The 12,673-nt window shown below is 40.9% G+C and carries 12 protein-coding genes and 1 pseudogene; 10 read left to right on the forward strand and 3 right to left on the reverse strand.

Annotated features, from left to right (window positions below; genetic code table 11):
* Nucleotides 1-218 precede the first annotated feature (218 nt).
* From AC5YD2_RS02125 to AC5YD2_RS02150, 6 genes are all read left to right on the forward strand, one after another.
* Nucleotides 219-2,126 carry a DEAD/DEAH box helicase gene (locus tag AC5YD2_RS02125; protein ID WP_496124737.1) on the forward strand — a complete coding sequence of 636 codons (1,908 nt, stop codon included), beginning with the start codon at nucleotides 219-221 and terminating at the stop codon, nucleotides 2,124-2,126.
* A 427-nt stretch (nucleotides 2,127-2,553) separates the two neighbouring features.
* Nucleotides 2,554-3,372, forward strand: a complete 819-nt coding sequence (locus AC5YD2_RS02130; RefSeq protein ID WP_496124738.1) for an ABC transporter ATP-binding protein — start codon at nucleotides 2,554-2,556, stop codon at nucleotides 3,370-3,372.
* Nucleotides 3,369-4,148, forward strand: a complete 780-nt coding sequence (mlaE, locus tag AC5YD2_RS02135) for a lipid asymmetry maintenance ABC transporter permease subunit MlaE (protein ID WP_496124739.1) — start codon at nucleotides 3,369-3,371, stop codon at nucleotides 4,146-4,148. Before AC5YD2_RS02130 ends, mlaE begins: the two co-directional genes overlap by 4 nt.
* A complete protein-coding gene (gene mlaD / locus AC5YD2_RS02140) occupies nucleotides 4,148-4,816 on the forward strand; it encodes an outer membrane lipid asymmetry maintenance protein MlaD (RefSeq protein ID WP_496124740.1) in 669 nt (222 codons plus the stop codon). The genes mlaE and mlaD overlap by 1 nt, the downstream gene beginning before the upstream one ends.
* Nucleotides 4,817-4,833: 17 nt before the next feature.
* Complete coding sequence (locus tag AC5YD2_RS02145; protein WP_496124741.1) at nucleotides 4,834-5,469, forward strand: MlaC/ttg2D family ABC transporter substrate-binding protein; 636 nt, start codon at nucleotides 4,834-4,836, stop codon at nucleotides 5,467-5,469.
* 15 nt (nucleotides 5,470-5,484) lie between these two features.
* A complete protein-coding gene (locus AC5YD2_RS02150) occupies nucleotides 5,485-5,772 on the forward strand; it encodes a toluene tolerance protein (RefSeq protein ID WP_496124742.1) in 288 nt (95 codons plus the stop codon).
* A gap of 136 nt (nucleotides 5,773-5,908) precedes the next feature.
* Here the strand turns inward: AC5YD2_RS02150 and AC5YD2_RS02155 are convergent, their stop codons facing one another.
* Entirely contained in the window at nucleotides 5,909-6,922 is a 1,014-nt protein-coding gene (locus AC5YD2_RS02155; RefSeq protein WP_496124743.1) for a CorA family divalent cation transporter, read from the reverse strand.
* A gap of 156 nt (nucleotides 6,923-7,078) precedes the next feature.
* Between AC5YD2_RS02155 and AC5YD2_RS02160 the strand changes: the two genes are divergently transcribed.
* The gene (locus tag AC5YD2_RS02160; RefSeq protein ID WP_496124744.1) at nucleotides 7,079-7,675 is read left to right on the forward strand and encodes an LOG family protein; all 597 of its coding nucleotides are present in this window, start codon (nucleotides 7,079-7,081) and stop codon (nucleotides 7,673-7,675) included.
* A complete protein-coding gene (locus AC5YD2_RS02165) occupies nucleotides 7,675-8,079 on the forward strand; it encodes an NUDIX hydrolase (protein WP_496124745.1) in 405 nt (134 codons plus the stop codon). The genes AC5YD2_RS02160 and AC5YD2_RS02165 overlap by 1 nt, the downstream gene beginning before the upstream one ends.
* Before the next feature lie 42 nt (nucleotides 8,080-8,121).
* On the opposite strand, the gene AC5YD2_RS02170 is transcribed toward AC5YD2_RS02165, so the two are convergent.
* Nucleotides 8,122-8,766 carry a ComF family protein gene (locus AC5YD2_RS02170; protein WP_496124746.1) on the reverse strand — a complete coding sequence of 215 codons (645 nt, stop codon included), beginning with the start codon at nucleotides 8,764-8,766 and terminating at the stop codon, nucleotides 8,122-8,124.
* A gap of 201 nt (nucleotides 8,767-8,967) precedes the next feature.
* On the opposite strand from AC5YD2_RS02170, the gene AC5YD2_RS02175 reads away from it, so the two are divergent.
* Complete coding sequence (locus AC5YD2_RS02175; RefSeq protein ID WP_496124747.1) at nucleotides 8,968-9,726, forward strand: DUF4184 family protein; 759 nt, start codon at nucleotides 8,968-8,970, stop codon at nucleotides 9,724-9,726.
* A gap of 33 nt (nucleotides 9,727-9,759) precedes the next feature.
* Here the strand turns inward: AC5YD2_RS02175 and recG are convergent, their stop codons facing one another.
* Nucleotides 9,760-11,805, reverse strand: a complete 2,046-nt coding sequence (gene recG / locus AC5YD2_RS02180; protein WP_496124748.1) for an ATP-dependent DNA helicase RecG — start codon at nucleotides 11,803-11,805, stop codon at nucleotides 9,760-9,762.
* 45 nt (nucleotides 11,806-11,850) lie between these two features.
* Between recG and AC5YD2_RS02185 the strand changes: the two are divergent.
* A pseudogene (locus tag AC5YD2_RS02185) lies at nucleotides 11,851-12,638 on the forward strand (NAD-dependent epimerase/dehydratase family protein).
* The last annotated feature ends 35 nt before the right edge of the window (nucleotides 12,639-12,673 follow it).

Here is a 12,673-nt window from a genome sequence, read left to right on the forward strand (position 1 = left end):
CGCGTCCGGTCCATCGAGAGGACACTATTTCGCGCCCCACCCAATCGCTAAAGCGATTCCTTCAGGTTCAGGCTGTAATCATGTGTGCGTTATACGCATCGTCGTTCTCGGATCGCCGCTGATTCTATATTTTCAGCGATTATTGCTGTGCCGCTTTTTGCCGATGTCCATCAGACTTTATATTTAATGGAGCACCCTATTTTCGGGTGAAACACTCTATGAGCAAAACTTTTGCTGATTTTCAACTACACGAATCCCTTCAACAAGCACTTCAAACTTTAGGCTTTACTGCGCCTACTCCTGTTCAGGAACAAGCAATTCCTGCTGCTTTAGAAGGTAAAGACCTTCTTGTATCAAGCCAAACAGGTTCTGGTAAAACTGCTGCATTCTTATTGCCAACATTACATACATTGGCAGGTGATGAAGATACGCTTCTTTCTTTTAAAGATCGTATGCGTGCTGTAACTGCACCTTCAATTTTAGTTTTATGCCCAACGCGTGAATTGGCTCAACAAGTAAGCCAAGATGCAATCGGTTTCGTACGTCATATGAAAGGTATGCGTATTGCTGCGATCATGGGTGGTATGCCTTTTGGTAAACAAATTCAACAGTTAAAAGGTGCACAAGTTGTTGTAGCGACTCCAGGTCGTTTACTTGACTTAGTGAACCGTCGTCAAATTAAACTTGATCAAGTTAAAGCATTAATTGTCGATGAAGCTGACCGTATGCTTGATTTAGGTTTTTCTGAAGACCTAGAAGCGATCAGTGATTTAGCGGGTAACCGTGGTCAAACATTAATGTTCTCTGCGACATTTGCGGGTCGTATTGTTAGCCTCGCTGAACGCATGATGAACGATCCAGTTCGTATTGCAATCGAAACAGGTCACTCTACAAATACTGATATTACTCAGACTTTGCATTGGACTGATGGTTTTGAGCACAAGAAAAAATTATTAACGCATTGGTTAAACGGCGAAGACGTTGATCAAGCAGTTGTATTTGCTTCAACTCAAGAAGATACAGACATGTTAGCTGAAGAGCTTGCTGAAGCTGGTCTTTCTGTTGTAGCGCTTCATGGTGCTATGCCACAAACTGTACGTAACCGTCGTTTACGTAGCATCCGTGAAGGTCGTGCAAAGATTTTAGTTGCAACTGACGTTGCTGCACGTGGTCTTGACGTTCCAACGATTTCTCACGTCATTAACTTTGGTCTTCCGATGAAGAACGAAGATTATGTACACCGTATTGGTCGTACAGGTCGTGCGGGTCGTACTGGTAAAGCAATCACGTTAGCGACTTACCGTGAACGCGGTAAAATCCGTGCTTTAGAAGATTTCTTGGATGCACGCTTAAATGTATCTGAAATCGAAGGTCTTGAGCCATCTCCACCTCCTGCACGCGGTAGTCGTGATGGCGGCGGTCGTGATGGCGGTGGTCGTGGTCGTGGCGGTTTCGGCGGTGGTCGTGGTCGTGATGGCGGCGGTCGTAGCTTTGGTGGTGGTCGTGGCGGTGATCGTCCACAACGTTCATTTGATGATAAACCACGTGGCGATCGTCCACAGCGTACATTCGATGACAAACCTCGTGGCGAACGTCCAGCATTTGGTGCTGATCGTGCCGCGCCACGTCGTGACTTCGGTGATCGTCCAGCGCCACGTCGTGAAGGCGGTTTTGGTGATCGTCCACAACGTTCTTTCGATGATCGTCCAAAGCGTGATTTCGGTGATCGTCCAGCTCCACGTCGTGAAGGTGGTTTCGGTGATCGTCCTCGCTCTAACGATGATAACCGTGGCAACCGTGTAGATTACAAACCACGTGAAGGCGGTTTTGCTGATCGTCCAAAGCGTGATTTTGGTGACCGTCCAGCGCCACGTCGTGAAGGTGGTTTTGCTGATCGTCCAAAGCGTGATTTTGGCGACCGTCCAGCACCACGTCGTGAAGGTGGTTTCGCTGATCGTCCAAAGCGTGACTTCGGTGATCGTCCAGCGCCACGTCGTGAAGGTGGTTTCGGTGATCGTCCACAACGTACATTGGGTGCAGAAGATCGTCCACGTCGCGAATTCAATCCTGACCGCCCTCGTCGTGAAGGTGGGGAAGATCGTCCACGTCGTAAATTCAACGATTAAGACTTTCTAAATAAATAAAAAAACCAGTCCTCGGACTGGTTTTTTTATTGCTTTTAAAAAACGGCATGTTAAAATAATGTTAACCAAGTCATATTTTAAAAATAAAAAGTAAATTATGAACAACCAAACACAGACTTTGTCGCTTACTTTAAATGTAGGTTCTATAATGATATATATATTTTCACTACTTGTTATTGCTAATATTTCTTACTTTTTATATAGCATTGCTATTTAGAGTTTTCGTTCTTCAGCTTTAACCCTGTGATCTGTCTGAACAATCTTAACTTTTTATAAACTAGTATAATTATAATAAAATCAGAATACTGCTATCATAGTGCCTAAATTTTATTAACCTTTCATAACATCAAAATTCAGCTAATTAAGAGTATAGTATGCGGGCTGATAAATTGCAGGAACTCGCTCAGCTATGAATAATCAAACGCTGCCTGATGCTCAGGCGCTTATTGAAGTTAAGAATTTGAGTTTTAATCGTGGTGAGCGTGTCATCTACGATAATGTCAATTTAAAAATACGTCGCGGACAGATTACAGCCATCATGGGACCATCAGGCACAGGTAAAACGACTTTGCTTAGACTGATTGGTGGACAGCTCAGCCCAGATCAAGGGCAGATTTTACTCGATGGTAAAAACATTGCAGAAATGAGTCGTCCTGAGTTGTTTGCATCACGTGCACGTATGGGCATGCTTTTTCAAAGTGGGGCTCTATTCACAGATATGTCTGTTTATGAAAATGTCGCATTTCCAATTCGTGCTCACACGGCACTCCCTGAACATTTAATCCAAGAATTAGTTGCATTAAAATTAGAATCCGTGGGTTTGCGTGGTGCAGAACAAATGATGCCTTCAGAGTTATCGGGGGGGATGAACCGCCGTGTTGCTTTGGCACGTGCTATTGCACTGGATCCAGATCTGATCATGTACGATGAGCCTTTTGCAGGCCAAGACCCAATTGTCATGGGTGTTTTGACACGTTTAATTCGTTCACTGCGTGAAGCTTTGGATCTAACCACCATTATCGTGTCGCATGATGTGACGGAAACTTTATCTATCGCAGATTACATCTATGTGGTTGCTGAAGGTAAGGTTCAGGGTGAAGGTACGCCTGAGGAGTTGCGTCAGCATGCATCGCCATTTGTAAAACAGTTTTTAACAGGCTCTGTCGAAGGACCTGTTGATTATCAATTTAGCCATCAATCTTATTTGCATAAAGAGGTGCGTTCATGAATGCTATTGCCTTATTAGGTAGACGCGTGATTGAGCGTGTGCAGGGAATTGGTGTTGCGACCATCATGTTACTCAGGATTTTATTTTCAATGCCAACTTGGATTGGTGTGAAATTATTCATCTATCAGATGTATCGTGTTGGTGTCATGTCATTGCTGATCATTGTGGTGTCAGGTTTATTTATCGGTGCTGTTTTAGGTTTGCAGATGTACAGCATCTTGGTGACCTTTGGTAGTGAAGCGATGCTGGGTGCTGCTGTGTCATTAACCTTGTTACGTGAACTTGCACCGGTAGTCGCTGCATTACTTTTTGCAGGGCGTGCAGGTTCCGCATTGACCGCAGAAATTGGTTTAATGAAGGCGACAGAACAACTTTCGAGCATGGAAATGATCGGGGTTGATCCACTTAAACGAATTATCTCGCCACGCTTATGGGCTGGTATTTTTAGCTTACCTATGTTGGCTGTCATTTTTGCAGCCGTTGGTATCATGGGTGGCAAGATGGTGGGTGTCGATTTTCTAGGGGCAGATGAGGGTTCTTATTGGAGTGGAATGGAAAATGCTGTTCAATTCTATAAGGATGTCTTTAACGGTACCATTATTAAAAGTTTTGTATTTGCCTTGATTTGTACATGGATTGCCGTTTATCAAGGTTATTCTTGTGAGCCAACGTCAGAAGGTATTGCAACATCAACAACTCGCACAGTGGTGTATTCATCTCTTTGCGTATTAGGTTTTGATTTCGTGTTGACTGCGGTCATGTTCGGAGGTGTTTAATGAAATCACGTACTAGTGAGCTAGCAGTCGGTATTTTTGTCATTTTATTTGGTGTGGCATTATTTTTCTTGGCGATGAAAGTCAGTGGCTTGATGGGAACTAAACTTCAAGACAGCTATAACATGACAGCGACTTTTGATAACGTCAATGGCATTAAACCTCGTGCGAAAGTTGCTCTAAGCGGTGTGAAAGTGGGTGAAGTTGAAGATATTAAACTTGATCCAATGACGCGTTTAGCCACGGTACATCTCAAGCTTGATGGTACTTTAACTTCATTTAATGCGGAGCAATTAAAAGAAGTACAAAAGAATGCGCTTGAAGAGTTACACTACAGTTCAGATTATGAAGCAGCAGATCCAGCACAACAAAAAGTAATGGAAAAGCAACTGATAGATAACATGAAATCCATCACTAACATTGATGAAGATGCTTACATAATGGTCGCAACCAATGGTTTGTTAGGTGAGAAATATTTAAAAATCGTTCCAGGTGGTGGTATCAACTACTTGAAGCGTGATGGTCAAATAAGCAATACACAAAGTACGATGGAAATCGAAGATCTCATTTCTAAATTCGTTACAGGTGGTGCAGGTGAGTCGAAGAAAGGCGCAGATGCTGATTCAGTGCCATCTGAAACAACAGATGAACAAACTTCATTTGTTGAATAATTTTTGAGGAAAATGTAATGAATACTTTATTAAAACAAACTTTAACTGCAAGTGTGATGGCTGCAATGTTTGCTGGTACAGCAATAGCAGCTCCAGCTGAAGCACCGCCTGCATTTGTGAAAAAAGTGGCTGATGGTCTTATTTCACGCTTAAAAGTGGATCATGCAAAATTACAAAATAATCCAGCAGCAGCAAATGCGATTGTCCGTCAAAACCTTGATCCGTACATTGATTCACAAGGCTTTACACGTCTAGTGATGGGTACATACGCGAACAACCAATATAGTAATGCAGCACAACGTGCTCAGTTTGAAAAGAATTTCCGTGAAACATTGATTGAAAACTACGGCAGTGCTTTTGCTAAATTCAGCAATCAGACTTATACCATGCGTCCTTATAAAGCAACGACGAGTGCTAACCCAGTGGTGACGATTGACTTCATTCACAAGGGTGAAAAAATTCCAGTGTCTTTCCAATTGGCGGATAAAGGTAGCCAATGGAAAATTCGTAACATTAACGTTTCTGGCATCGATCTAGGTCTACAGTTCCGTAATCAATTTGCAGCAACTGTTAAACGTAATGGTGGTGATATTAATAAAGCAATTGCAAACTTTAAGCCTGATGCTGAAGCTGCAATTGATAAGAAAAAATAATCGAGCGATATCTTTGTGATTACGCTGAAAGATCAAGAAGTTCAGGTTTCAGGTAAAATTAGCTATGATAATGCTGAAGCTTATTATCAGGCAGGTTTAAACCAAATTCGTCAATTGAATCAATTTCCTTTGATTGTTAATTTGGCTGAACTCGAGCAGGGTAGTACTTTAGCTTTGGCAGTCATGGTGAGATGGTTACGTCAAACACCTGATGCACATAGCTTACATTTTAAATCTGTGCCTCAAAAAATGATGAAGATTATCCAATCTTGTCATTTGGAAAATGACTTAAAGTTGATTTAATACTTTTCGATGATTAAAGAAAGCACACATAAGAAAAGCACCGAAAGGTGCTTTTTTTATGTGTAGATGATGTGAAAGATTTACTCGTTTGCAAGGGGCTATGCATAAAGTATATTTCTTATACTGCAAAGTTTGCTCAAATCCATTTCTTCCAACGGAAATAAAGCAATGGTCCAACAAAAAATGCCACCAAAATTAGGCTCACAATAATAAAGCTGGTTGTTCCTTTGGCATAAGGCAACACATCAGTATTCATGCCATAAATACTGGCGATGAGCATAGGTGGTGCAAGCATACTGGGTAAAATCGAGAATCGACGAATCGTATCGTTCTGCTCAGTATTAATGAATCCTGAGGTTGTATCGAGTAAGAAGCGAACCTTTTGGAAGAGGAATGCATCATGTTCAACCAGTGATCGAACATCCTCACTGAGCTCTCGAATATCAGCATCATAAATATGACTGCCCAATGCTCTTGGACGTGCTAAGAAGGTGAGTACACGGCGTAAGTCGATTAAGCAGAGTTGAGCTTTACCTAGAACGTCTTCTTTCTGAGCGAGACGGGTAATCATGTCGTCCAAATCTAAGATTTGTTCACGATGGCGTACGTTCAGTACTTCAGTCGAGTAGAGTTCTAAGTCTTTGTGGATATCTTCTAAGATATCCGCAAGTTCATCAAGTTTGGCTTCGAGTAAGCCTAAAAGAATCCACGTCGGATCTTTATAGTCGATGTCATAGTCATTGCGTCGAGCACGTGCACGGAAAGCACGGAATGCGACCAGCTTTTCACCGCGCAATGTAAATAGATGATCCTTGTGGAGAATAAAAGCAACAGTTTGTACTGTGGCTAAAATATTACTATTTTCATCAGAATCATCCTCAACTTGATAGTTTTTATTTTTCGTTAAAAAATATGTACTGATATGTAAAATACCATCATCGTCACGGTAGAATCGTGCTGAAGAGGAAATATCTTCTAAAGATTTTAATGTAGGTAAATTCTGTTGATAGGCTTCTAGAACCCATTCTTGCTCTTCTTGTGAAGGCGCAATTAAGTCAATCCAAACCAACTCTGGATGTAGGTCAAAACCGCCATTAATTGTTGCGTCTTCTAAGCTACCGCGCTCTGTGGGGTAAAAGGCTTCAAGCATTTTATCTTTTCTCCTTTGCGCAGTATGGTTGATTTGATGAATGTATTTTAGACAAGCTTTGCTCGAATGAACACAGCTTACATCACTAATTATTTTAAAAAAAAGTGCTTCGTTTAGTTTTAAAGCATCTGTATATGACAACAAGGTTAAATTTGTATGAAATCAATCGCTATATTTTGTGGTTCAAGTTTAGGAACGGATCAAATTTTCGCTCAAACAGCAGAACAAACAGGACGTTTGATTGCGGAGCGTGGTCAAACCTTGGTGTATGGTGGTGGGCTTTCTGGTTTGATGGGGATTGTTGCAGACAGCGCTTTGAAAGCGGGTGGTAAAGTCATTGGCGTCATTCCACAAGGCTTGGTTGATCGTGAGTTGGCTCACCCAGATTTAACCGAACTGCATGTTGTCACTAGTATGCATGAACGTAAAACGCTGATGGCCGATCTTTCCGATGGCTTTATTGCATTGCCAGGTGGCGCTGGAACGATTGAAGAAATTTTTGAGCAATGGACATGGGCGCAGCTCGGGATTCATTTAAAACCATGTGCATTTTTAAATGTTGAAGGCTTTTACGATAGTCTATTGCAATTTATTCAACTGACCACGGATAAGGAATTTACACGTAGCCGTTTTAATGATGCTTTAATTCAGTCAGATTCGATTGAAGATATCTTAAAACAGTTTGAAAGTTTTACACCACCAGAGCCGAAATGGGGTGTAAAAGATCATAATGATTTGGTGAAAGTAGATTAATGAACATCATAACCGTCGCTGCTGCGATTATTTTAAATGAGCAACAACAACTCCTCGTGGTGCGTAAGCAAAATACTCAATTTTTTATGCAAGTCGGTGGAAAGCTAGAGCCTGATGAATTGCCTGAGCAAACCATGCTTCGTGAAATTAAAGAAGAGATTGGGGTAGATGCAAGGATTGAACAATTTGTAGGGCGCTTTGAAACGCGTGCTGCCAATGAGGCGGATCATCTCTTGGTCAGTTATGTTTATGAGGTGAGTATAGATGATGTGCCATGTATCGATGCAGAAATTGCCGAAATGAAATGGATCGATTTAGAGGGTGATGTTTCGAATTTAGCACCTTTAACTGTTGAAGTTGTGATCCCTTGGGTAAAGGAGCAACTGGCTATTGAATTTATCTAAGTCAGCGTTTTTCTTATTATAAATGCTTGTTATAAATGCAATTTAAATTTTAGCTGCCGAGATACACGCCAATTCAATCTGTTGACAGCCTAATTTTTCTAAAGCCATTTTCAGTGCATGTAGTGAACTGCCTGTTGTTACGACATCATCAATGATCAAAACTTTTCGGTACTTGCGTCGTTCAGCTTTGATGATTTCAAATTGATCTGCAATATTCTCCATTCGCTCAACACGACTTAAACCTTTTTGTGAGTGTTGAGCCAGACGAATGATAGGTTGCCAAACGGGAATATTCAGTTTTTGAGAGAGTTGATTGGCAATGATTAACATTTGATTGTATCCACGTTCGGCTAAGCGTTCTGTAGAGATCGGCATGGGGACAATGGCTTGAACTTTGGGTAGACGCATTTGCAATAAGCTATGAGCGAGTAAAGTTTGGTATTGCAGTTGCTGTTCATATTTATATTTTTGAATCATTCGATCGATGGGAAACTGGTAGTTGAAAGCAACGCTGATTTCCATTTCATTGCGGTAAAGTTTGACTTGATTAGATTGTTGAAACCAAGGGAGTTGATTCCAACAATCATGACATAAGGAGTGAGATTGTTGATGGTCTAAACCACATAAGCTACAGGGAGAAACATGGTGTATTGCGCTTTGAAAAATTTGATGAGTCAACCGGAGCATGAGCTTGTCTTTATTGTCATTCTTATTTGAGTGTTAAGATGACATGATTTATAGCTGAGTTCAATTGCCAAACAGATGTTGGGGTGGACATAGGACTTTAATTGCTAATCTAAGTATTAAAATAGACGTTTTCTGGAAAATTTTATTTTTCTCATTTATGCTCTAAAAATAACAAATTATTCTAGACTCATAACATTAACAATGCCTTTTACACTTTCTCATACTGCCGCAACTGTTATTTTTAAGCCATGGCTTAAAAGGCAAAAGCTATCTTATACAGGTTTGATACTGGGGACGATGTCACCTGATTTTGAATATTTTTTAAGAATGCAAATGAAAGGAGAAATAGGGCATCAACTTATCGGTATCATTCTGCTAAATTTACCTGTTGCTCTAATGGTTGCAGTGTTATTTCATCTTGTGATTCGGGATCAATTGATAGAATACTCACCGAAAATCATTAAAAAGCGCTTTGTTATTTATCAGTATGAAAATTGGTTGGATTATTTAAAGCAACACGTCTATATCGTTGTAGTCTCTATTTTGCTTGGAGTTTTGACCCATATTTTATGGGATGCTTTTACGCATAAAACTGGTTTTTTTGTAGAACATTTTTTAATTTTAGAACAAGGTATCAGTATTGGCAGATTGCATATTTATATGTATAAAATTTTACAACATTTAAGTTCCATTTTAGGCTTAGCACTTATTTTGTACTGTGTATATAAAATGCCTTCCTATGATCTACCAAGTCAAATTTTGGATTTAAAAGGTATCTGTTCCTATTGGCTGGTGATGTTGATTTTTATCACAGTTTATTTTGCAATGTGGTTGCTTCTGAATACTGAATTGATGTATTCAATAGGCCATATAGTGGTTGCGTTAATTGCATGTACATTTTGGAGTCTATTTTTCACATCTTTAATTTTCAAACTTAGAAAAAGCGAAGTGTTAAAATAGAAATGTGACAAATAAGCTTTTAAATTAGATCGTTTAAACGAAGGCATAGCGAGGTGCTTCAGGGAGCCATCGTTTAAGCAAAGCGTCTGCCTGTAGCGGATGATCTTTGAGGAGCTCACCAGCAACATAATGCGCTTGAGCTAAAAGATGATCATCACGTTCGAGTTTGGCGACCTTGAACCCCATATCACCTGTCTGTTTAGTACCAAGTAACTCACCCGGACCTCGAATTTCTAAATCTTTTTCAGCAATTAAAAATCCATCATTGGTTTCACGCATGATGCGTAAACGCTCCTGCCCATTTTGCGAAAGCGGGCTTTTATAGAGTAGTGCACAAAAGCTGGCAGTTGCTCCACGTCCGACACGACCACGTAATTGGTGTAACTGTGATAGTCCTAATCGCTCAGCATTTTCAATCACCATGATCGATGCATTGGGGACATCGACACCGACTTCAATCACGGTGGTCGCAATCAGAAGTTGCAGTTCATTGTCCTTAAACTGTTGCATGACGGACTGTTTTTCATCAGCTTTCATTTTGCCATGCACTAAGCCGATATTGAGCTGTGGAAAACGCTCTTTAATTTCTGCAAAAGTCGCTTCTGCTGCTTGTGCATCTAAAGTTTCAGATTGTTCCACCAAGGTACAAACCCAGTAAGCTTGTTTTCCTTCTGCACAGTTCTTTGCGATGCGTTGTAAAACTTCTTCACGGCGATCCAGTGGAATGGTCACCGTTTGAATCGGTGTACGACCAGGTGGAAGCTCATCAATCACAGAGGTATCCAAATCGCCATAGGCTGACATGGCGAGTGTTCTTGGAATCGGTGTGGCAGTCATTACCAATTGATGCGGCGTTGTATTGTTGACGCCTTTATTACGCAGAGCTAAACGTTGATCAACACCAAAACGATGTTGTTCATCAATAATCACTAAACCGAGTTTGGCAAATTCAACATTGTCTTGAAATAGGGCATGAGTCCCGACCACTAGTTGAGCAGATCCATCTTTAATATTCTGCTCTGTTAAAGCACGCGCTTTACCTTTTTGCTTGCCTGATAGCCAAGAGACATTTAAGCCCAAAGGTTCAAACCATTTTTTGAAATTCAAATAATGCTGTTCGGCTAAAATTTCAGTCGGTGCCATCATCGCCACTTGCCAACCTTCTTCCAAGGCATGACATGCGGCAACGCCTGCAACCAAAGTTTTTCCTGCACCCACATCGCCTTGTACCAATCTCAGCATTGGTTTGTTTTGCTTTAAATCTTTAGCAATTTCATTGGATACACGTTTTTGTGCATTGGTCATTTCAAAGGGTAGAGTGGATAACAATTGCTTCGCAAAAGTTTGACTCGGTGCAAAGGCAGGTGCCGCAATTTTTTGAATGAAAGCACGTCGCGTCAGCATGGTGATTTGATGCGCAACCAACTCTTCAAAAATCAGTCGTTGCTGAGCAGGGTGGTGACCTTGTGCCAATTGCAACATATTGGCATCTGTAGGCGGATGATGAATATATTCTAGCGCTTGCTTAAGCGCATAACCATTGGTGAATTTTTCAGGTAACAGTTCTGATAAATTATCACTGTGATGAGTCAGCGCTTGTTTGACATATTCACGAAGTTTGGACTGTGTTAGTCCTTCAGTGGCAGGGTAAATGGCGGTCAGCTGAGTTTGCGGAAGTGGGGTATGCTCTGAAATGAGTTGAATCTCAGGATGGTACATTTCTAAACCACGAGCACCAACACGAACTTCACCAAAGATACGCAGTCGATTACCTGCCTTGGCACGATCCATTAAAGCTTTATAAATATGATAAAAACGCAGTGTGACCTTGCCATAATCATCTTGGACTAAAATCGCCATAGATTTACGTTTACCGGGAGGCATGTCGATGGACTTCACGATACCTTCGAGCAAATAGCTGCGCCCGACGTGTAATTGGTTCATTGGAATGATCGTGCTACGATCTTCATAGTCACGGGGTAAATGAAACAACAAATCGTCAGTGGTGAAAATGTTTAGTTTTTCAAGCAGAGCAACGGTGGCATTGCCAACCCCTTGCAATTGATGGACTGCGGCCATGTCCCCTCAACTTAGTTCAATTCATGTAGATGAATAGGTCGTATGATGCATATGCTAATGATTGGTTATGGTAAAACATCACAACGTGTTGCTAAACAATTATTCCAACAAGATCACCAAATTACCACAGTTAGCCTGACTCGGAAAGATGATGCTTTCGCAGCGCATTTACAACAAGATATTCATCAGCTTGATTTATCCATGATTCAGCCTGTCGATATAGTCTATGTACTTTTAGCGCCATCTCGCCAGTCTAAATTGAGTAGTGTTGAAAATTATAAACGCACCTATGTGGATTCAGTTCAGTCTATGGTTAAAGCTTTAAGACATCACCCTGTTCAACGCATTATTGTGGTTTCGTCAACGCGTGTGTATGGTGAAGATCAAGGGCAAATCATCAATGATGATTCACCAGTTATTCCAAAAGATGAGCAAGGGCATTTGTTATTGCAAATGGAGCAATTGTGGCAAGACGCTTATCCTGAGCAAGTCATTATTGTCAGACCGACAGGAATTTATGGAACTTCAAATGCTCGAATGCAAAAGCTGGCTGAAACAACAAAAAACTATCCGAATATTCATTGGTCAAATCGAATTCATATCGATGACTTAGCTCGATTTTTAGTGCATTTGATTCACGTGGAACATCCTGAAAAATCTTATATTTGTACGAATAATCAGCCTGAACCTTTGCATGAGCGGATTTTAAAGATTCAACGAGAAATGGGATTGCCTGAGTTGTTGTTAGAAAGTCAGATGGAAACAGGGAAAAGGGTTTTGCGGAGAGGATGGTGGAGAGTAAATTTGAGCTTATGAAGATAAAAGCTATTTGAGCAAACACATAAAAAAAATCCCCTTCAAAGAAGGG

The organism is Acinetobacter sp. CY73, assembly GCF_059515865.1.